This window comes from Hirschia maritima DSM 19733 (assembly GCF_000378345.1).
Lineage (GTDB): Bacteria > Pseudomonadota > Alphaproteobacteria > Caulobacterales > Hyphomonadaceae > Hirschia > Hirschia maritima.
This window is the reverse complement of the sequence record NZ_KB899545.1, coordinates 132626-155056: the sequence shown is the minus strand read 5'-3', so window position 1 is coordinate 155056 and position 22431 is coordinate 132626. Positions and strand designations below refer to the sequence as shown.

The window sequence follows — 22431 nt, the reverse complement described above, 5'->3', positions numbered from 1 at the left end:
GTCTAAAGTCTTTAGCGACGATCAATTTAGCTCGTATTAGCTACACTTTTGGAAACGTTTATCTTTCTTCTTTTCCCAAGAGATGTTTGAGAATTCATCAAATGAAACCATGCCATCGGCGTTTTCATCGACTTTTTCAAAACGCTTTGCTTGCATCATTTCACGCATTTTAGCGCGTTCATTTTCTTTGAACTGAGCAATTTCTTCTTGGCTCAATTTACCATCTGAATTTGCATCTGCAGTTTCAAATTTGGAACGTTTTAAAGCCAACTTCTCTTCATCAGACAATTTTCCATCACCATCTGTATCATACTGTTTTAACACATGCTCACGCATTTGCTTTTTATAGCTCTTAGACTTTTTTTGTTCCCTCTTCTTCTCTTTTGACATCTTTTTTGATGCTTCAGAGAATTCTTCAAAGCTCGCGACACCATCTCCATCTTTATCCATTTTGGAAAAGTGTTTTTCAAGCTTCATTGCTTTGCGCTCAGATTTCTTGCTTTCACGCAATTGCACCATTTCGTCGAGCGTCAAACCACCATTCTTATCTAAGTCAGCTTCATCAAAGCGCGCTTTCTTTAACGCTAGCTTTTCAGCATCAGAAAGCTCTCCGTCGCCATTAGTATCATAAGGAGCTATACGTTCCTGATAGGCTGCTTTGCGGGCCTCACACGCTTCCTTTGATTTTTCATGATGCTCTGCATTAGCAACCAATGGCAAAGTAAAAGAAGCTAGAGCGATTAGAGAAATTTGTGAAATCTTTGTACGTGTCATAATAGAGTTTCTCCGATTTTGTCTTTGATATCTATTTAACGCGCCTGCATTCAATTTTCCGTCGCTAACGCACCAATTTTTTCTACACGAATATCAGATACTCGCTTTTGAACCTCTTTAAGTTTCTCGGTTACTTCTGAAAAACTGCTCTCGCCTACACTTTGGGTAAGCCATTTTTTCAACCCAATCGATGCCTGATCTACATCAAATTTTCCTGTCACTGCAATTCGCAACGCTTGCTGCAAATCCACTTGAAACGAATACGCTTCTTCCAAAGCCTCTGCTTCCTCTAATGACAGAACTTCTTGTCCGCCCAGCTCTAAGATGGCTTCACGCGTATTGGACAATACAATTTCAGGCTTGGTATCTGCATTTTGTAAAATAGCCTGCTGAACTACAAACTCTATGTCCAGCAATCCACCTTCAGCTAATTTCAAATCCCACACACCAAATGGTTTGCGATCTCGCGCCAACCTGCATCGCATGTCCAAAATATCTTTTTCAAGATCTTCATAAGTTGAGCGGGATTGAAGAGCGCGTTGAGCTATCATTTCAATTTTTTGAGCAAGCTCTGCATCACCTGCTATAATACGAAGCCGACTAAGCGCCATGAACTCCCATGTCCAAGCATCGCCCTGATAATATTTTTCAAAAGAAGAGACTTTTACAGCAACTGGCCCCGCTTTCCCCGATGGACGCAATTGCATGTCCACTTCATACAATTCTCCTTCTTCTGTTGGAGCAGACAAAGCGGCAATAAGTCTTTGCGTAAATCGGGCTGCCAAATCATTTGGGTGCGGAGGTGTACCCGGATCATAAATGACGATAATGTCTAAATCCGAAGTAGCTGAAAGCTCTCGTCCCCCAAGTTTTCCAAATGCTCCAATAACCCATTTTCCCGGCCATTCGCCAAACTTTCGTTCCACCTCATCAAGTGCAACCTGAGCCATACAAGATATAGCCGCATCAGCTAACCGCGTGTAAGCAGGTCCAGCATCTTTAGCATTCGCTTGACCACGCAGTACCTGATACCCGATCCTAAGCGCCTCCTCTCGATGGAAACGGCGAGCAACATTTATACGATCTTCAAAACCATCTTCGCGAAATACTGCCTTCTCCAACGCCTGCTTTACCCCTTCATCACTATCTTGATCCAACGGGGCATTAAAAGAATGATCCAACATGCCATCCAATAGCGCTGGTTGGCGCGCCAAATCCGTTGCCAATTTTGGCGCATATGCCATTGCTGAAATAAGATCTCGCGAAAACTTCGGCTCTGCAAGCATTAAAGAAAACACCTGAACACCGCCTCTCAAGCCACTGATGAAGTCAGCGAAACGAGTCAATGCCGTGTTGGGTTGCCCAGTATCGGACATCCACTTTAAAAGTCTCGGTGTCAGCGTCGTCAACAATTGTTGTCCACGAACAGCTCGTGTTGCTGGAAGCCCCCCACGGTGCCAGTTTCGAATTCGCTCAATGACTTTGGAAGGTTCAGAAAATCCCATTGCCTCCAAAGTTTGAATAGTTCCAGGGTCGTCATCCACTCCTGTAAACACAAGATTTCCAGAATCTCCTGAAAGTCTTTCTTCTTGAGCAAACAAATCGGAATAAACACCATGTACGAATTGCCGGACAGCAAATAAATCTTGCTCGAACAATTCCAAGTTTTCGCCATATCCAAGTAATTTGGCTACTTCCAATCGGCGATCAGCTTTATCCTTCAGAATATGTGATTGCTCGTCGTTATGCATTTGTATACGGTGCTCAACATTTCTCAAAAAGATATAAGCCCGCTTTAGATCTTCTCCGTTTTCTTGAGATACAGCCCCCAACTTTACCAATGCATCTAACGCTTCATCAGTACGCCTGGAACGTAGTTCGGCGTGTCTCCCGCCCAATATAAGTTGTTGTGTTTGAGCAAAAAACTCAATTTCACGAATGCCGCCACGCCCCAATTTCACATCAAACTCTTTAACATCAAGCGCCTCATGTCCACCGGTGGAGTGTATTTGACGTTTAATGGCGTGAATGTCACCAATAGCCCAATAATCCAGATGGCGGCGCCAGATATAAGGCTGCATTTCTTCAAAAAATGCTTGACCTGCAATGTCGTCACCCGCACAAACACGTCCCTTGATATAGGCCATTCTCTCCCAGTTTTGTCCGACACGTTCATAATAATTCAATGCAGTCTGGGTGGATAATGCTATGGCATTCGAAGAAGGATCGGGCCTCAAACGCAGATCAACTCGAAACACATAGCCATGCTCATCACGCGTTTCCATTAGATTTGCAAAATCCTGCGTAATCTTGACCGCAGCTTCTTTTGCTGAGCGGGAATGCGCTTCAAATCGCTCAGGGTCAAATAGAACAACTAAATCAACATCAGATGAGTAGTTAAGTTCATATGCCCCCATTTTCCCCATGGCGATCGCAAACAAACCAGTTTCTTCAAGGTTTTCTTTGGGTTGAACCCATTCTTTCGTGGCAGCCCGCGAATACGCACACCAAAGCGCTAAATGGCAACACTTTTCAGCAAGTTGTGTAATTGCTTCGGTAACTCTATTTAAGTCCCAAAGACGGCTAATATCGGCCAGTGCTATTGCAAGGTGCCCCTTTGCCTTGACCTCTCTTAGAAGACGGTGAACTTGATCTCTATCCTCTATCGCCCTGTAAGCCTCGGCCAACTTATCGAGCGCTAAACTAAATGCAGCCTCTGCTCCGTCTTTTCTAATTTTTTCATAAACATCGGGATTTTGCTTTATCAAATTCGAGATATAGGGTGTATGAGTTAACACTGTCTGAGCGCGATCAACGTCCTTTAAAATTTGATCTACTGGTCCATCTGATAATTCTTTTAGTGTATGAATTGTCGCTGGTGTCATTGCTATACGGCCTCGCCTCGACTCACGTTTTGTCTCGTAGGGAGATGGTAGCGCGAAGTTTACGCAGACGCGAGTGTCAGACTAACCTTTAAACCAGGCGTTGGATGTCCCGGAATACCGTCAGACAACTCCAACTTCCCCTGATGCATCTCTGTGACGGCTGCAACAAGTGACAAACCTAACCCCGATCCAGGCTCTGTTCTTGCCTCTTCCAATCTAAAGAAACGTTCCAGCACTTTTTCTCTATTTTCAGCAGGAATACCCGGACCAGAATCCAAAACTGACAATTCAATTTCGCCATTTCTTCTGCGCCGCAAAACCAACTTCACAACACCGCCTGCCGGTGTGTATTTCACAGCATTATCCATCAAATTGAACATAAGTTGCATGATCAATGATTTGTCAGCCAACAGCATCAGATTGGACTTTATATCTGCACTAAAGGACAATTCTGCATCCTCGCAGACAGCTTCATATATCTCCGCTATCTCGGCAACCTGCTCACTTAAGTTGAACTTATCGAAAGTTCCTGATTGTCCCCCCTGAACTTTCGACAAACGCAATATTGCATTGAATGTCTCAAGCACTCGGTCAACTTCTTCAATGGAATACGCAATTGCACCTTCAAAATCTTGACGGTCTCCAGTTTGAGCCAACGACACTTCAAGATGATTACGTAGGCGTGCCAACGGCGACCTCAAATCATGTGCGATAGCATCACCAGAATGACGGGATGCGACCATCAAGCGTTCCAGTTTTGTTAGCATCGCGTTCAAACGCTCAGCCAATCTATCAAACTCATCGCCGGACCCATAAACCGTCGCTCTGCGAGATAAATCCCCCGCCATAACATCTTCTGTTGTTCGTGCTAAAGCTTCCACTCTTCTCGACACAGACCGAGATACAATCACTCCACCAACCAAAGACAAAACCAGACCTGCAATCGCAGCTGCCCAAACAACATCAGTAATTCGCCGCACCATTTCGCGACGAGCTCCGATGTCATAAGCTACGAGCAGAACTGTTCGATCTGGAAATGTTTTTATTCGTCCTTCAGCTCGGTTTCGTTGCACTGTACCGGCGTAGTTTCTGGAGTCATAGGAAAAAGGTACATACACTTCCCCTGCACTGGGAGCTTCTGCAGGAAGAAAGTCAAAATCACCCGCAACTTTCTCGCCTTCCGCATCAACTAACAGATATAGAAAACCACCACGTGCCGACGATCGTTCACTGACTGATTGGCTCAAACGGGAAAAACCGCCACTTGTATAAGCGGCGGTCAAAGCATTTACTTCTGAGTTTAGGGCGTCAGAATCATCGCGCTCAAGTCGTCCCGCTGTCGCTGAAAACAAATAGAATAACAGCGCACCAGCAAAGAAAATAAAGAGCGCCGTATGCACCAACGCCAACCGGAATGTTGTCGTCCGGGTGAACGCTGGTAGACGGCTCAAATCCACAGTTTAGGCCTGCAATCTATACCCTGCACCACGTACAGTGTGGAGCAACGCAACCTCAAAATCTTTATCAATTTTGCTGCGGAGACGCGAAATATGGACGTCAATCACATTGGTCTGCGGATCAAAGTGATAGTCCCACACTTTTTCTAAGAGCATAGTCCGCGTTACAACTTGATCTGCGTTGCGCATAAGAAACTCTAGCAGACGAAATTCACGAGGTTGAAGATCTATCTTCACTTCACCGCGATGAACTGTTCTAGCTAACAAGTCCATTTCAAGATCCCCGACTTGAAGCTTGGTCGTCGGAGCATCTGCGCCCCCTCTACGACCCATCACTTCAACACGGGCGATCAATTCGCTCGGTGCAAAGGGTTTACACAAATAATCGTCGGCTCCAGCTTTCAATCCTTCCACACGGTTTTCAACATCACCCAATGCGGTCAAAAATAGAGCTGGTGTATTACCACCACCTTCGCGGTATGATGTGACCATCTCAATGCCTGTCATTTTTGGCATCATACGATCAACAACCATTGCATCAAAATCGTCAGACTGAGCACGTTTAAGTCCAGCCTCACCATCATTTTCGACAGCCACATCGTGCCCAGCCTCGCTGAGCACTTTGCGAACAAAATCTGCCGCTTCTATATCATCTTCAATGACGAGTACACGCAAAGCGAGCTCTCCCATTCTTCAAATTATTTAAGGTCTTCAATATCTACTGGCAGGAATATTGTTGCACGCCCTTTGCGCACAGCCACCAGGATATTTTTCTTTCCATCTGCTTTAGCATTCTTGATAACGCTTGCCAAATCAGATGATGTTTTCAAAGCAGTACCTTGCGCTTCCAGCAACGCATCGCCTTTAGCAATTCCTGCTTCAGAGAACGCTGAGTTACGCTTAACATCAATTACGAAAATACCTTTTTCGTTTTCTTTTAAGCCAAAGAATTCATACTCATCTTGCGACAAAGGTTTAACTGACATGCCGTGCAATTCAGTGCCTTCTGGAGTTTTCTCTTCTTCACCCTCCTCAGGCGTATCATCACCATCACGGTTGAACGCAGCATCAACATCTGTTGGACGCACACCAATTGTTACAGAAACCGTTTTTTCCTTACCATCACGAATAAGCTTAAACTCGTTCTCTGTCTCAGCAATCAGACCACCAACTAGACGCGTAAGTTCACGACTATTGGCAACAGTAATTCCGTTTACAGCCAGAATTACATCACCGCGCTCAATTCCGCCGCTCTCTGCAGGGCTGTCTAGCTGAACATCGGCAACTAGAGCACCTTTTTCGCTTTCAAGCCCTTGGGATTCAGCCATTTCAACGGTCATGGACTGGATAGAGACACCCAACCAACCGCGTGTAACTTTTCCATCTTTAATTAGAATGTCTGTAATTTTTTTGGCCGTTTCAGCTTCAATAGCGAAACCGATTCCTACACTACCACCTGAAGGAGAATAGATAGCTGTATTCACACCTATCACACGACCATATAAATCAAATGTAGGCCCACCGGAATTACCACGGTTAATGGAAGCGTCTACTTGGATGTAATTGGAATAGTTAGATCCATTCATCTCACGTCCGATAGCAGACACAATACCTGCGGTGGCTGTTCCACCTAATCCAAACGGATTTCCAACTGCGACTACCCAATCACCCACGCGAGGTGCATCTGTCAAAGAGAACTGAACATATGGATAATTGCCTGTTTCTTTTACTTTCAAAACAGCAAGATCTGTCAATTCATCAAGACCAACAATCTCAGCTTCTAATTCATCACCATTTGATAGTGTCACAGTGACTTCTGATGCATTTTCAACAACGTGATTGTTGGTCACAATGTAACCAGTATTTGAAATGAAGAAACCAGAACCTAGAGAACGCCCTTCACGGGGGGCAGGACCTTCGTCGTCTCCATCATCTTCACCGTCTTCATTTTCTTCACCTTGGCGGTCCATGAAGTCTTCGAAACCTGGAATATTACGAAAGCGTTCGAAAAGCTCTCCATATTGTTCTGGAGCTTCGATTTCTGTTGTAACCTGAACACTTACAACAGCAGGACTAACATTTTCAATCAAGTCGGCAAAACTCAAAGGTGCACCCAGAGGCGCTTGGACAACAATGGGTTTTGCGTCCGCCATATTGGCCCCAACCGGTGAAAGCATAAGACCGCCAGCAGCAACTCCTCCTAATAGAGCCATGCCAAGAGACATCTTCAATGTGCGGCTTTTTCCGGTAGTTTTCATCAGTATTCCTCTTTGTTCACTTCAGAACGTTCTACGTTTCTTATGTCGATATATGTCTTTGAGTAAATAATTATGATCGCTTCATGTCGATTCTGTGGTGCGAACCGCGCTAACTTTATGCAAAGTGCGATGAACGGGGCATTTATCTGCAATTTCCAACATTTTAGAGCGTTGTACCTCGTCTAAATCACCGTAAATGGAAATTTCGCGACTAAATACGTCCATTGGCGAAGAATCATCCTCAGTTTTAATTTTCTCGTGTGACACAGAGACAGATAGTTTATCAACTGGCCAGCCTTTTCTATCCGCATACATCCGCATCGTAATTGAAGTACATGCGCCAAGGGCACCACTTAAATATTGATAAGGCGTGGGCCCTGCTCCATCTCCTCCAAATGATAAAGGTTCATCTGCAATGCCTCGATAATCTCCTGCCACAACCCAGTTCTCATATTTTCCGCGCTTAGTCTCTTCTACGATTACTGGCTCTTGACCATTTACAGGCTCTACTGATGCTTTGTCCATTCTCGCAGTCAAAGCATAATGCGTTGCCCATGAAGCGATGACACCTGCTACATATTGTGCGTCTTCTCGATTTGTCAGCAAATGATCTGAATCATCAAGAGATACAAAACTTTTAGGATGTTTCGCGGCAAGGAATAGATCATTTGCGTTTTCTATCCCTACAGTCTGATCAATTGGCGAATGCATCACTAATAGCGGACGTTTCATCTCACGTACTGCTTCAATCACGCGAGCATCTTCAACATCATCCAAAAATTGCTTTTTAATTGTAATTGATCGGCCGCCAAGTTGAATTTCAGCTTGCCCTTCTTCTCGGATTTTATCGATATGTGGACCAAAATTTTCAGCCACATGTTTAGCACAAGAAGGAGAGCCGATTGTCACAAAAGCTTTTACAGTCTCCAATTTGCCTGACGCAGCCAAGACAGCTGAACCGCCAAGCGAATGGCCAATTGCTAAAGTTGGAGCCATACCTCGCGATATCATCCATTCAGCAGCGGCATGTAGATCATCTATATTTGATGAAAATGTCGTGTCTGAAAAGTCACCTTCTGAGAACCCCAAACCTGTAAAATCAAAACGCAAAACACCTACACCTAATTGCACTAGCTGGCGTGAAATTCGTGCTGTTGCAAACTGATCTTTTGAACAGGCAAAGCAATGTGCGAAAATTGCGTATCCTCTTGGTGTTCCAGCGGGGAGCTCCAATTTTGCAGCGAGTTTGTGTCCCAGTGAACCAGTAATTTCTATTTGAGATCTATGCGCCATTTTGATTGCTCCACAACTTACCCATGCGTTAGCATAAAGTGGGGATACAATCCAAACTCACAAGTCCAATTTTCATCAAATTAGATGTCGTTTTCGTGATCAACATCTTTGATGGGGGACAATGCAGGCTTGTTCCTATTTTTCCGTGCTCTCATCGCCATAAACAAAGCACCCGCTACCCATAGCAACAGAGCAAATGGAAAAGCCCAAAGAAAAGCTCCACCACCACTCACTTTCGGACGAAACAGTACAAAGTCACCGTATCTTGCAGCGAAATAAGTGCGAACTTCTTCATCACTTGCTCCATCTTTGATTTGCATCCGTACTAAATGCCTCATGTCTCCAGCAATTTCAGAGGCAGACTGAGATATCGGTTCATTTTCACAAGAGACACAACGAATTTCGCGCATCAATATTTGAGCACGCGCCTCCATACCTGCGTCAGCAAGAGGTGCATCTGATAAAGCTGCAGCTAAAATTAATGCTTCAATCATTCCGCTGGCACCGTTTCAGTTGAAGGTGGACTGGCTCTTTTTCTTCTTTGCCCAGCAAATGCTAAAAATCCCCCAATGGCAATTAAAGAGACGCCGCCAAATACAAAATCAATCATTGGATTAATTGAAATCCGTATAGTCCACCCTGTCTTTTCACCTCGGATTGGATCTCCTAACGCGACATACAAATCACCTGCAAAAGACTTCCGAATTGCGACCTCTGTAGTCGGCATCCCTGATGCCGGGTAATAACGTTTTTCAGGGGTCAATTCTGTTTTTCTATTTCCATTGGTTGCCAAAATAGACGCTTTATCAGAATAATAATTTGGTCCCTCAACGCCCTCCACACCATTAAATGCAAACGACCAATTTCCCAGTTCGACAACTTCATTTTGTGCCATTGCAAATGTTCGTTCAATTCGACCATTAGTTTCAACGACCGCCCCAATAACAAACAAACCAAGCCCGACATGCGCAATTGTTAAGCCCCACACGCTCAGGGAAAGCTTAGGCAAACGTGATAAACCACCTTCACCTAAACGTTTGATTAGGTCAGTAATAGTGCCTGCAATCAACCAAACACCAACGGCAACTCCAAAAACTGCCCACAACTTTCCAGCAAGCAAAATAAACCCTGCAACACCTGCTGCGACGGCCAAGGCCCCCGCAACAATCAATCTCTTCAAAACCGGTGACAAAGATGCCGCGCGCCAAGTCATTGCTTGAGCGATTGGCGGAGCCAAGAAAAGCACCCCCATTAAAGGAGCTAAAGTCAAATCAAAATAAGGAGACCCTACAGATAGTTTATCTCCTGTCACAACTTCCATGGCCAATGGATAAAGCGTCCCAACAAGAACAGTTGCAGCTGCCACAGAAAAGAACAAATTATTGAGAATTAAAGCACCTTCTCGACTGATCGGATCAAACTCACTTCCAGCTTTTAAACCCGGTCCACGCCAAGCAAATAATGAAAATGCAAAGCCAGATACCAATAACAACCCGATGAGCAACAGCCGCCCACGTTCAGGGTCTAATGCAAACGCATGAACCGAAGTCAAAACACCAGAACGTACTAAAAATGCCCCCAGTATAGATAAACAGAACGTCAGCACGGACAAAAACACAGTCCATGAAGCCATCGAACCTCGCTTTTGAGTCACGATAATAGAGTGAACTAATGCGGCTCCAACCAACCAAGGCATTAGAGAAGCATTTTCAACGGGGTCCCAAAACCACCAACCGCCCCATCCGAGCTCGTAATAAGCCCAAATTCCTCCAAGCGATATTCCGATAGTCAAACATGACCAAGCAAACAGCGCCCAAGGACGTGCTCGTTTTGCCCACTCTGGTCCAACTTCATTTAATATCAACCCAGCGGCAGCAAGGGAAAAAACAAACGAAAATCCAACATATCCCAAATAGAGAAATGGCGGATGAAATGCTAAAGCTGGATCTTGCAGCAGAGGATTTAGTCCACTCCCATCAAAAGGAGCCGTTTCCAACCGTGTAAATGGCGATGATGCGAACAATAAATATACAAGTGGTAAAAATGCTAAACCGCCCTGCACACCTATAGCTTTTGTTTTTAATTCACTCGGACGCATCACACAAACAGCAACGGTTCCAAAAGCGATCGTTATCAGACACCACAACAACATGGAGCCTTCATGGTTTCCCCACGTTCCAGCAAACTTATAGAATACTGGCTTCAATGAATGGGAATGATTTACAACCAACTCTAAAGAGAAATCAGAGCCTAAAAATGCTCTTACCAAAACAAAAAACGCGAAGGTTGTCGCTCCCATCGCGAATAACATAGCTCGATTGGTTTCTTGCGATTTTCCCATAACACTAAAGATGGCGGATGCTAAGCACGCCGCCATCGCTAAAAATACGCTAATATGACCTAGCTCAATCATCGTTAGCTAGTTTCTCCGTATTTTGCCGCTTCCACAGCAGCTTCTCCGCCCGCTGCTTTAAGTGCATCATATGCCTCCTTAGGCATGTAACTTTCATCATGCCTAGCGACCAATCTTGTGGCTTTAAGACTTCCATCCGGTTGATACACACCTTCGGCGACAATCCCTTGGCCTTCTTCAAACAAATCTGGCGGTAAATCATCATATGTGACGTCCACGCCGTACTCGCCGTCAGTAATTTCAAATTTAATGAGAGCACCTGGTCCACGCTCAACAGAATCAGTACCAACTAGTCCACCTATGCGCACGCGTTCACCGATTGAAACAATGTTTCCAGTGACTACTTCTGTTGGTGTTCTAGAATAGCTCGCATTGTCTCCTAGAGCTGACATAACGAGCGTTACTGCACCCACGAGTAACACTCCAGCGACCGCTATCAACCAAGCTCTTTGCGAACGTGCGCGCATGATTCTTTTCCTCTTTCTGAAGATATCACTATAACCATACTCTCGGACATAACCAGACTTCGACTATGTGACGAGCCGTCTCACTCTGATGGGACTGTTTCAGGTTCTTTCGTTTGCGGAATTTGCTCTTCTTCTTGTGCAACATTTGCCATAGCCTGCTGCAACAATTCTACCTGCCCTGAAAACTCCGTAGCCGCTTGAGATCCTTCTGGCATCATTGAGAGCGCTTTATCCCACCATTTTCTTGCAGCATCCCGATCGCCTTCAAGCCAAAATTTCATACCCGGCATAAATGCAGCTTTTACATCATTCGTATTTGCAGAAAAAGCTGCCAAATAAATTTGCTGAGCTTGCTCCGTCACGCGGCCGCCTTCAATCGCTACAAGCGCGTCTCCCATAGGGCTTAGAACATCTACAAACTTAGGATCACGGCGCAAAGCAGACTGATATGCTTTGACCGCCTCCTCAGGCTTCCCCTGTTGCATCAAGATATCACCAATGAATTTATGAGCCGTTGGATCGGTTTGGTCTTCCTTGGCCTTTTGTTGCAACAAAGCAATCCATTGGTCACCGGTCACTTCCTGTGGACTCAGTGACCGCATCTCTTCAAGACGCTCATGCAAAGGCAAATCTCCCAAAGACGGCGATCCGACAAAACTGTATAAAACCAGCGCAGCAGCAAAAGCACTGAAAACGCCCGCTCTATTTTTCCAAGAGTTGCCTATCCAGAAAGCAAACCCCAAACTGGCTATAAGGCCTAATCCAATAACTAGCATACATTTACTTTTCTAAACTGCAGCAGGCAAAACCAGGTGGGCTCTCACCCCACCAAATGGACTGTCATCCAACGTAAAAGAGCCGCCATACATTTCTGATAGTTCTTTCACGATCGATAATCCCAATCCTGTTCCCGGTTCTGTTTCATCTAGCCTTTGTCCGCGTTGCATCGCAATTTCTCGCTCTGCTGGTTTCAATCCGGGGCCATCATCATCAACAAACACCACCAACTGTTCATTTTCTATTCGAACAGTTACCCGCATTCGTCTCTTACACCATTTAGCGGCATTCTCGAGAAGGTTCCCTACAAGATCATCAAGATCCTGTTTTTCACCCTTAAATACTGCTGCTTCATCTACATCAATTTCGACAGCTAAATTTTTATCACGATGAATTCGTTCCAATAAAATTGCAATGTCTTCAACGGCTGGCTCTACGTCTGTTCTTGCTCCCAAAACTTCAGCTCTTGCTGCAGCTTGAGCTCTCCTCAGATAATGATCAACATTCTTCCACATGGTCTTTGCATGTTCTTTGACCATATTAGAATATGCATCATCTTTACCTGCTTCATTCATCAATACTGCAATCGGGTTCTTCAGGGCATGCGCCAAATTGCCCACGTGAGTACGGGCACGCTCAACGACTTCCTGATTGTGATCGAGAACTCGGTTCATATCATCAACGAGCGGCTCTATTTCTGTAGAATAATGACCAATTAAGCGGCTCTCACGACCGTCTCGTATCGCATCCAGGTTTTCGCGAATGCGCCTCAAAGGGGCTAGTCCGTGATGTATCAGAAAACCAATCGCAATCAGCATCCCCAATAACATCAAACCAACAACAGCGATTAGCCGGTTACGTAAACTCGATTCTGCTTCTTTAGCCGCCTGACTGTTGATCGCCGCAAATAGCGCAACAGGAGTGGCACGATCAGGCAATAGAACTGCCCTCAAAGCTACACGTATTGGTTGATCATCTGGATCTAGATCATTGTGATAAAAAACTTGCCCCAAACTCTCATATGATTCGATTATCTGAGCTTGAGATAACGGTAAACCTCCGTCCCAAATACTCCGAGACAGAACTGGTTCTTGTATCGACAAATCATCAGCCAGATCAAGATATCCATAATACCAGCCAGATAACACGCGTTGAAACCTTGGATCGTTAGGAAGCAAATTCTGATCTAATACGATTGTTCCATCTGGATCAGAATTTAACGCATTGGTAAGCGTTTGAATTGTGGCTTCCAACTCGTTATTGAGGAGCTTTTCAGTCTCTTTTCTATAACTTCCACCTAAGAACAATGTTGCCGATACGACGACAATAATACTCATTACAAAAGAGAGCGTCACAAGACGCCCCGCAATTGAAGCCCAAACCTTTCGATAAATGACATTTAGCCAATTGTTGGATTGTTCAGACACGATGGAATTTCATTAGCTTTTCAAAAGCAGGATCCCTCTGAAAGGACTACTCTTTTACGGTGGGGTCAACGAGACGATATCCAAGGCCACGTTCGGTCAAAATTCGATCTGCCCCAATTTTCTTACGTAATCGCCCAACAAAAACTTCAATTGTATTAGAATCTCTATCAAAGTCTTGGTCGTATATATGCTCTACTAATTCCGTGCGCGGAACCACCCGTCCCTGATAGTGCATCATATAACTCAACACACGATATTCGTGCGCAGTGAGTTTGATTGGTTGACCACCAACTGTCGCCCTTGCTGAGCTAGTGTCCACTCGCAAATCACCAAGCTCCAAAGCAGAACTAGCATGTCCAGCAGATCGCCGTAACAACGCACGCAATCTAGCCAACAATTCTTCTGTAATAAAAGGCTTCGTCAGATAATCATCGGCACCAGCGTCAAATCCAGCGACTTTCTCGCTCCAACGATCACGTGCCGTTAAGATCAAGACTGGCATCACTTTGCCGTCAGATCTCCAACGTTCAAGAACACGAACACCGTCCATTTTGGGCAATCCAAGGTCCAAAATCACAGCATCATAAGGTTCGGTGTCACCCAAGAAGTGGCCATCTTCTCCGTCGACAGCCAAATCAACTGCATAGCCGGCTTCTGTAAGAGATGTTTTTAATTGACGCCCAAGATCTGGATCATCCTCAACGACGAGAAGTCGCATTCTTTATCCTCCGCGAGTATGTAGGATTTTCCCGGACAATGCATCGACTTTAACTAAAAGACGTTTTCCATCACCGGCCATCCATGTCACCTTATAGTGATACCCGCCATCAACTTGAGAGTACATAGCTGCATCTACCAATTGACCACTAAATTTCTCTCTTAACTGCCTACTTATTTTCGCAAAAGGAACGGTTCGTCCTGATTGAGCTGCATTTCGAGCTTCATTCTGAGGAACTAACGAATCACCGCCCCAAGCCTGTGCTTGGGCAGGAACAATCACCAATGCTAAAATGGTGGCAGAAAGAGAAAATATACGCATCATAGGAATAACGAATATCCTGCTTGCTCTGAACACCATCTGAACGAAATGCATCTTTAAGGATTACCTTTTCAGTTTCACAACGAGGAGTCATGCAAGTAGAACACTAGATTATGAATTAATCCCTGACAGTTTTATCTCTTCCGCGCCAGTTTTTCAGGAATGATTGCAATTCAGAGTCAGGTTTATCTGGCAAGGTTACCATTAGACGGACAAGTAAATCACCAGGATTTCCTTTAACTTGCACACCCTTACCCTTCAATCTTAACACGTTTCCACTATTTGATCCTGCAGCAATATTTAAAGATACCTCCCCAGATGGCGTAGGCACTTTAATTCTTCCACCTTCAACAGCTTCAACTAGAGAGATTCTTAGATCGGTCCGAATATTCCTCCCTGAACGTTCATAGTCCGGATGACTCTTTACAATAATCTCAACAAGAGCATCCCCAGGGTTCATCCCTCCTGGCCCTGGCTCTCCTTGTGATTTTAATCGTAATGTCTGTTCAGTCTCTACGCCTGCTGGAATGTTTACATTAAGAGATCGGCCATCAGCCATACCAACTCGTTTACTCGTTCCGTTCACTGCTTCCAGAAAATCTATCTCTAGCTTGTAGCGAACATCAGCCCCTTTAACCGGACCTTGTTGCCCTTGTCCAAAGCCGCTACCAAATCCACCACCACGCGCACGACCGCCTTGCCCAAACATGCCGCCAAACAAATCTTCAAAAACATCCGGTCCTGCTCGCTGGCCGCCGCCAAATCCACCAAATCCTTCAGGCCCCGAACCCGGTCTTCCTGAATACCCTTGGTGTCCTCCGCCGAAACCACCTCTAAATTGAGGTGCCTTTTCATTGCCATCCGCATCAATGGCCCCTCGATCATAAAGAGCACGTTTATCGGGATCGGATAAAAGGCCAAAAGCTGCACTCACACGCTTAAAACGAGTCTCTGCTGCTTTATCATTCGGGCGCACGTCAGGGTGTAGCTCTTTGGCTAGTTTGCGGTATGCAGATTTTATCTCTTTGTCAGTCGCATTTTTGCTTACGCCTAATGCGGCATACGGATCCCAGCTCAACTATTCTTTTCCCTATACTTACACAGACTCAAGGAATTAAACGTGATTTTGAAAAAATGAAAGCTATTCTGTTTAATTCACATAATAAGCTTTTGCAGGATGTCCATACATTCCATTAATTCCAAGCTGCCGAACTTCAATCATCACCGTTTCGCCCATAGCAAAATCTGAATTCAGCAATTCGTTGGAATACACAAATTTATCATCTGAGCTGATCCACTCTCTGACTGAAGTATTTGCCTTCTTAATTTCAATTTTAAAGTCGTCACCAATTTCTCTGGGTAGCTCACTAAGTTCCCAGTTGTCAGCACTTTTTCTTCCACGTCTTACCCAATTAATGCTTACGCCACCCTCTACTTCATCGACCTTTAAGTGAACTGGAGACCATTGCTGCAATGCTTTTTGTTGCCACACCAAACTCCGTCCAATTGAAGTGTCTTCTATGACCTGTTCCCCTTGAATTTTCCACTTCAGATCCAATCCAACCTCACTGTCGTTCAAATTGAGTCTAGTGTGACTACCATCAAGAAAAACAATCCGTGCACCGCTTTCAATTTCAGAGAGAAGAATAGAATCACTCCCCTGTTGACCACGTAAGAATTTAGATAGTCGATATGTATTTTCTGCAATAAGAAGCGCGTTTTGAAACTGAAGCATTTCCCAACCTGCATCCGTTTCAATCAAAGCCGCGTTTGCGCCATTCAAAACCGAAATTCTGGAAGCACTTTCCAATTTTCCAGAAATCAGTTGAACATCGACCGAATGCTCCATCCACCTGCTTGAATGCCCAAGCGGCAAAGAAGAAGCTAACCTCCCCATGATACATGGCTGAGAAAGAATTGCGCGTTTGGAGAATGAACCTTCTTCAACTCCTGCCAATACTTCAATTTCCCCCTGCCAAGGAACCATACTTGCAAAGACTAGCGGGCGCGCATCATCTTCTTCACTTGGTAATGATGGAGCATCAACAATCTCAACTATTGCCGAGGACTTCAAGATAGGCACTCTATCCACAGAAGGTACGCTTCCAGCCTTTAATGAAAAAGTATTTTGGGGAGGTACAGAAAGTTCGATGGAAATATGTTTTGACGACCGAACTTTCTCGACAAACCAATTTTCATTCTCTTCAGAAAACCGGATATAATCTCCCGCCTCAATCTCCAAAAACTGCAGACTTCCGCTAATTTTCGCAGCCTCTTTCCCTTCGACAACTTGATCATGAATTCTCTTGGCCAATTCCACTGCAGAACTTTCATCCATAACCAAAGGCAAAGAAACATCCCGATAGTTTTGTTGTATCGCGTTTCCTGACATCGCTATCGCGGGCAAATATTCAGCCAGTGCATCAATATATCTCAAACGCACTCCATCACTATTTTGCTCCATAGAGGGACGCGTGCGAATAAATCCCTCATCCTGAACTGCAAAATCACCGATATTGAAATGAAGAAAATCAAAACCGCTATTTCGGATTTTCAATCCAGTTTCTAATTCTGTGCAATGGAAGCCATAGCTCGATTTCAATGGTTCAAGGCTGTCCCGAATACTCATGGAACGATCAATGACATAACCGCTTACCAAACCAAAAACTTCATCTACATCAACATAAAGGTTTGTGGAATTTGTCAGATCGGTCACAACGTCCCGCAAAAGGGCCAAGCCAACACGACCATTTAACCAATGGCCAAAATTCCAATTATCGCCATCGCCCCAAATATCAGAACGTCTTGGCCATGCAGGAAAAGGACGTGCATCCCATGCCCAAATGGAAATACCATGTTCGTCCAGCAATTCATCTGCTTTCCAATAGGCACAAAACGCTTCAATCACATTGCGTTGAATGACGTCATCTCGAGATCCTGAAGAATAATGCGGCAACGCACTTTCAGAACTTTTGGGATCATAAAACACGTTTGGTTGGTTTGGTCCCATATCGACCGCCGAACATCCAAACTCTACAAAACGGATCGGCTTGCTGCCTGCTATCCACGATGTTGATTGAGATTGTTTCACGCCATTTCTGCGCGGCGTATGCGTGGACGCATGCCAATTGCGAATATCTTTCTGACGATATACCCAATGCTCATCGTATCCACCGTCCTGAATAGAAGTTCGGGATTGCGTGGATCGATCTAAATCGTTTGCATAATACCAATCATACGCTTCCCCACCTTCAATGTTAGACTGCAAATATTCAACATCAAAAATAGACTTCCAACCAGCCAATTGATCCAGATGACCATCAATTGCTCGCCAATCAGCCATTGGCGGATACCAATCCACGCCGATGAAATCGATATTCGCATTGGCCCACAATTCATCCAATGGAAAGTCAATATCGTTTTGACCATCCTCTGGCACGTAAGCGCCATACTCGGTCCAATCAGCGGCATAGGATATTTTACAATCAGCTCCAACAATGCCTCTAACTTGATCAGCCAATTCAGAGAACTTATCCGCAGCTGGATATACGCCCCGAGCTGATCGAATACGACTCAGACCAACCATCTCCGCTCCAATAAGGAAGGCATGAACACCGCCGGCAAGAACCGCTAATTCAGCATAGTGTCGAATGAATTGCTTGTATCTCCAGTCATCAACGCCATTACCGAAGAAGTCTTCAACTTCACCTCCTGCCAATGCTGTGGCGTCAGAGCCATTGGTGCATGTAATTCGCCCGCGCCAAGGGAAAACAGACTGTTCATTTTTGCCATAAGGATCAGGCAGCCCGTTATCTTTTGGGATGTCCATAAAAAGGAATGGGTAAATTGTAACCTCTATCCCACGTGCCTTTAGTTCACAAATAGCCTCAACTACCGTTTCATCGCTAGGCGTACCGCCGTAATTGGCACGGCCATTTTCATCCTGACTAATTTGATATGCAACCGACCTTGTTTCTCCTGCTACTCGCCATTCGAGCGGCACGTTTTCTTTTTCGGATATCTCCACACCCGGTCTTATTAAGCATTCTCCACAACGCAAATCATTTCCAAACCATCCAACGATCAAATTGACATGTTTCAAATTTGGAAGTTCAGCAATCAATTGATCAACGGAAGCAACAAAGTTTGAACTTCCGGTAGCGTTATGCATGTTTTCAGCTGTTTCTTCACCTTCCCCAATCACACGCCTTACTATTGTGGTCGCATATGCAAATTCACCTGAGCCTGGGATCAAATTGACAGATTCAATTGCATCTTCCATGCAAGGTAAATCATTATTGTCTCGCTTAACTGGACGCATAATTTCAAAAGAAAGCTGAGGCATTCGTATGCCATAAGCATCAAGTGGCAGATCCTCAAACACAACATATGCCAATCCACGATATGCTGGTGCTTGGCCTTCGATTGCTTCAATCAAGGCATCAGGAAGTTGCTCTTTGCTTCCTCTATGAAGACGCCAATTGATTTGAGACAGATCAATTTCCTCACCATTTGCCCAAATGCGGGAAACGCTGGAGACTTCGCCCTCACATAAACCCACGGCAAAACTCAATGAATAAGAGTAATTCGTTTGACTTGGACCACCTTTCCCACCTTCTTCATGCTTTTGCTCTTTAAATCGAGCCGCCCAAATCACATTCCCACCAACTCGTACGCGCCCAAAAGCACGCGGAATGAAAGCTCCTTCCCGGCTTTCAGTGACATACACTTCGCTGATCCGCGGCCCTTCCAACCTTGGAGCCAACAAGTATGAATCCACAGCAGCACCAGCTACCGAGCCAACAAATTGACCAATTGCAGCTCCAGAGATTTGCTGACCAAAAACAGAAATACCATTTGGCAGGACAGCTGAACCAATATTTTGGCCCAGTGTAGAAAAAACAAGCTGAGCCATCAGAGCACACCTTTCTGAATTCTATTGATTTTCAGGGAAACGAAATGCGGACGCGATTCTTCGCATCCACCAATTGCCTACATAAGTCTCAACAACGCTACGCCCCCAATAGGCATGGATTATACGCGTGGGTCTTCCGCCATCTGTTTCACTAACTATTGCTATGTGTTTGGCTGGTGCTCCAAGAGCCATACGAAAAAGAAGCAGATCACCTGGTCGGGTATTGCCTATCGGGATTTCAGTTAGATGCCGACGCGCTGCATCTTGAAGTGTTTCATGACGACTATGTTCAGCCCAATTTGGAGTGTATGGCGGCACCAATTCAGGCTCTCCCCCAATCAATTCACGCCAAACACCGCGAACCAATCCTAAGCAATCACATCCAGCTTGAAGACAACTAGCTTGATGTTGATATGGAGTACCGATCCATTTCCTTGCTTCTTCAATAATCTCTTGTTCTGAAGGCATTATCTTTTGCCTCCATCATTCTGCCCGCCCGAGGACGGACCGGAAATAACAGCATCCATTCCAGGTAAATACGGAAACCCTTGAAAATTTAGAACATTGGAAAACTTGGATTTACAAGTTTCAAAAGTTTTGTTGCATCCGGCAACCAGTTGAACCTCGTCCAAAGGGGATAGTTCAATTTCTCGTTCCAGTTTTACGTAATTGCCTTCATGAACTGTAATGCGGAGGACTCTTCCATCCGCCGATTTCATCATTCCATTGGAAAACCAACCTGAATGAAACCCTGTCAAACCATCAATGCGAAAGCGATCAAGGGCGATTACTTCAGAAATGACTGTTGAGATACCAAATGCTTCGTCTTTCAAATCAACTCCACATCGCTTTTCTCCCAGAGCAGCATCACATTGGCGCGCATACACACGCCCAATGCGTCGTTCCAATCGCGATTTTAAACTCACCAACTCCGCATTAAAAACGCGATCAGAATACTTAACCTCACCTAGATAACCGCTCCACACATGGATCCTATGCTCAGGAGCATTCCAATCCACGCGCCAAACTTTCACCTCCGCTCCATCCCACTTGCCGAGAGTCAAATCTTCTTGATTTAGAAAAGTCGCGGAAAGAGCTCCATCCCCTGATACGTGTCCAGGAGCTAGCCCTGCATTTGTGACAAACTCTAGGTTCGCCAGCGCCCGGTCAGGTTCAAATTCCACGTCATCAATCTGAAGCATTTCGTCATGGTCGGTAGCCCCAAATTTTTGACCATCTTGTCGTGTGAATTCCCAACACAAACAGGTCGTCACAACGCCCGATTTCAACCGAGCGGCAAATTCTTCTTCTATAATTTTCATGGGAATTCCGGCTAATCAATAAGCTCAATAATGGGCGCAGAAACAACTCGGCCTGCATTTAAATGATCCAATGAGACTGCTAAAACATCAGTATCAAATCGAGCATGCAGATCAAACTCAAACCCCGCATGGATATTCACTCCAGACAACGGTGCTTCATCAAACACCACCAAAGAAAGGTCTGCGTCAAACGCCCAGCCTTGAGTGATTTCTTGCCCGTCAATTGCAATGCGAATTGTCTCTGTTACTGGTTTTGAGATTTTACGAGATATCGCCTGAACCCCACTATGGTAGGCTTTGCACAAGGAAAACTTTGTCTCATCGCCATTCCCGACACCAATTTTTTGATCAATTGGCGATATTTCATCCTCGAACGAGCATGACTTCCAATCTGTTACATCTCTAAAACGAAATGAATGCAACCGACCGCGTCGCGCTTCGAAAAAAGCAGTAAGAGCCTCCAAATCCTCGTGCGAATGCACTGCTCCGCCTACCTCCCACCGACGCCGACTACCGGACCATTGCCCGCTTCGAAATTCTTTGCCTGACGCCAATTGGGTCACATGCGTCTTCCACTCTGGTCCACCCGCGGCACCTAACGCAAATTTCATTGGAAGCTCTATATCATGGAAACCGCTCATAGATATCTGCTCCTTTGTTGCACTAATTGAGTAAGCAATTGAGAAAACTGGCCTGTCGAGACATTGTTTCCGTTTTCTCCTAAACTGGAGGATTGAGATGAAAGGCCAGCCAAAACCTGTTTCAAGACCAACTTGGCCATGTCATGCGCCAATCTTTCAGCCATATCTTTGAATTCCAACTCTCCCTGCGCCATGGCCTTTCGCATTTCACTACTCAACCTTGCTCCCATAGCTTGTGCCAATGCATCTAGTTCCTGATTATTGTCTTGCTGCATATCAGTTGGCCTCCACCTGAAGCGCACCTGCAGATTTCAACGTGATTGAGAATTCAGCTTCGTCAAAATGATGTCCGCCATAATTCAAATCACTGATTAAAAATGGTCCCCTCAGAGTTAGAAACTCCGGGATAACCAATTCAAAGTCAGGAATTTCACGCTCAAAAAAAGCTGTGCTCAACTTAGCATCTGACAATGCGTCAACGAACACACCCTCTCCCGAAACCTCAACAGACTTCACACCAGCTCCTTGCATAAACTCCCGCCACCCTGAGGGGGAATTCACATGCGTCATGTCGACACCTAACGCTGATAAACGGAACTGTCTTCTGCGTATTCCCGCAAGCGTCTCAAAGCTCTGGTCAGTGTTATCCTTGCGCACACGCACAAGCATATCTTGCCCCTGTAGAGTTGCCATAGTCTGGTCTCCATTTTTACAATTTTTGTGATTATTTTTGGTGCGACGACCTGTTAATCTTTCGCAGCGC

20 protein-coding genes are annotated in these 22431 nt (G+C 45.1%); all 20 read right to left on the bottom strand.

Features of this window, described 5'->3' with window-relative positions; all coding sequences use genetic code 11:
* Positions 1-36 precede the first annotated feature (36 nt).
* The 20 genes from F551_RS0106080 to F551_RS0105985 all read right to left on the bottom strand — a co-directional run bounded on the left by F551_RS0106080 (position 37) and on the right by F551_RS0105985 (position 22361).
* On the bottom strand, positions 37-774 hold the full coding sequence (locus F551_RS0106080; RefSeq protein ID WP_018996605.1) for an EF-hand domain-containing protein: 738 nt from the start codon (positions 772-774) through the stop codon (positions 37-39).
* 50 nt (positions 775-824) lie between these two features.
* Positions 825-3659, bottom strand: coding sequence for a bifunctional [glutamine synthetase] adenylyltransferase/[glutamine synthetase]-adenylyl-L-tyrosine phosphorylase (locus F551_RS0106075; RefSeq protein WP_018996604.1), 2835 nt, complete (start codon positions 3657-3659; stop codon positions 825-827).
* A 59-nt stretch (positions 3660-3718) separates the two neighbouring features.
* Positions 3719-5116 carry a sensor histidine kinase gene (locus F551_RS0106070; protein WP_018996603.1) on the bottom strand — a complete coding sequence of 466 codons (1398 nt, stop codon included), beginning with the start codon at positions 5114-5116 and terminating at the stop codon, positions 3719-3721.
* Positions 5117-5119: 3 nt separating this feature from the next.
* On the bottom strand, positions 5120-5791 hold the full coding sequence (locus F551_RS0106065) for a response regulator transcription factor (protein ID WP_026296685.1): 672 nt from the start codon (positions 5789-5791) through the stop codon (positions 5120-5122).
* 23 nt (positions 5792-5814) lie between these two features.
* The gene (locus tag F551_RS0106060) at positions 5815-7374 is read right to left on the bottom strand and encodes a Do family serine endopeptidase (RefSeq protein WP_018996601.1); all 1560 of its coding nucleotides are present in this window, start codon (positions 7372-7374) and stop codon (positions 5815-5817) included.
* An 81-nt stretch (positions 7375-7455) separates the two neighbouring features.
* The gene (locus tag F551_RS0106055) at positions 7456-8667 is read right to left on the bottom strand and encodes a bifunctional alpha/beta hydrolase/OsmC family protein (RefSeq protein WP_018996600.1); all 1212 of its coding nucleotides are present in this window, start codon (positions 8665-8667) and stop codon (positions 7456-7458) included.
* An 80-nt stretch (positions 8668-8747) separates the two neighbouring features.
* Positions 8748-9161 (bottom strand): cytochrome c-type biogenesis protein, encoded by a 414-nt coding sequence (locus tag F551_RS0106050; RefSeq protein ID WP_018996599.1) that lies wholly within the window; start codon positions 9159-9161, stop codon positions 8748-8750.
* A complete protein-coding gene (locus tag F551_RS0106045; RefSeq protein ID WP_018996598.1) occupies positions 9158-11080 on the bottom strand; it encodes a heme lyase CcmF/NrfE family subunit in 1923 nt (640 codons plus the stop codon). Before F551_RS0106045 ends, F551_RS0106050 begins: the two co-directional genes overlap by 4 nt.
* 2 nt (positions 11081-11082) lie before the next feature.
* The gene (locus F551_RS0106040; RefSeq protein WP_018996597.1) at positions 11083-11547 is read right to left on the bottom strand and encodes a cytochrome c maturation protein CcmE; all 465 of its coding nucleotides are present in this window, start codon (positions 11545-11547) and stop codon (positions 11083-11085) included.
* An 80-nt stretch (positions 11548-11627) separates the two neighbouring features.
* Positions 11628-12323: a tetratricopeptide repeat protein gene (locus tag F551_RS0106035; RefSeq protein ID WP_018996596.1), complete on the bottom strand. Its 696-nt coding sequence runs from the start codon at positions 12321-12323 to the stop codon at positions 11628-11630.
* A gap of 12 nt (positions 12324-12335) precedes the next feature.
* A complete protein-coding gene (locus tag F551_RS0106030) occupies positions 12336-13751 on the bottom strand; it encodes an ATP-binding protein (protein WP_018996595.1) in 1416 nt (471 codons plus the stop codon).
* Positions 13752-13797: 46 nt separating this feature from the next.
* Positions 13798-14469, bottom strand: coding sequence for a response regulator transcription factor (locus tag F551_RS0106025; protein ID WP_018996594.1), 672 nt, complete (start codon positions 14467-14469; stop codon positions 13798-13800).
* 3 nt (positions 14470-14472) lie between these two features.
* Positions 14473-14793: a PepSY domain-containing protein gene (locus F551_RS0106020; protein ID WP_018996593.1), complete on the bottom strand. Its 321-nt coding sequence runs from the start codon at positions 14791-14793 to the stop codon at positions 14473-14475.
* 115 nt (positions 14794-14908) lie between these two features.
* On the bottom strand, positions 14909-15868 hold the full coding sequence (locus tag F551_RS0106015) for a DnaJ C-terminal domain-containing protein (RefSeq protein WP_018996592.1): 960 nt from the start codon (positions 15866-15868) through the stop codon (positions 14909-14911).
* Positions 15869-15940: 72 nt separating this feature from the next.
* On the bottom strand, positions 15941-19705 hold the full coding sequence (locus F551_RS0106010) for a baseplate multidomain protein megatron (RefSeq protein WP_018996591.1): 3765 nt from the start codon (positions 19703-19705) through the stop codon (positions 15941-15943).
* Positions 19706-19726: 21 nt separating this feature from the next.
* Positions 19727-20173, bottom strand: coding sequence for an NlpC/P60 family protein (locus tag F551_RS0106005; RefSeq protein ID WP_026296683.1), 447 nt, complete (start codon positions 20171-20173; stop codon positions 19727-19729).
* Entirely contained in the window at positions 20173-21027 is an 855-nt protein-coding gene (locus F551_RS0106000) for a DUF2163 domain-containing protein (RefSeq protein ID WP_018996590.1), read from the bottom strand. The genes F551_RS0106005 and F551_RS0106000 overlap by 1 nt, the downstream gene beginning before the upstream one ends.
* An 11-nt stretch (positions 21028-21038) precedes the next feature.
* Positions 21039-21668 carry a DUF2460 domain-containing protein gene (locus F551_RS0105995; protein ID WP_018996589.1) on the bottom strand — a complete coding sequence of 210 codons (630 nt, stop codon included), beginning with the start codon at positions 21666-21668 and terminating at the stop codon, positions 21039-21041.
* On the bottom strand, positions 21665-21943 hold the full coding sequence (locus F551_RS0105990) for a hypothetical protein (RefSeq protein WP_018996588.1): 279 nt from the start codon (positions 21941-21943) through the stop codon (positions 21665-21667). Before F551_RS0105990 ends, F551_RS0105995 begins: the two co-directional genes overlap by 4 nt.
* 1 nt (position 21944) lies before the next feature.
* Positions 21945-22361, bottom strand: a complete 417-nt coding sequence (locus F551_RS0105985; protein ID WP_018996587.1) for a phage major tail protein, TP901-1 family — start codon at positions 22359-22361, stop codon at positions 21945-21947.
* Positions 22362-22431 lie beyond the last annotated feature (70 nt).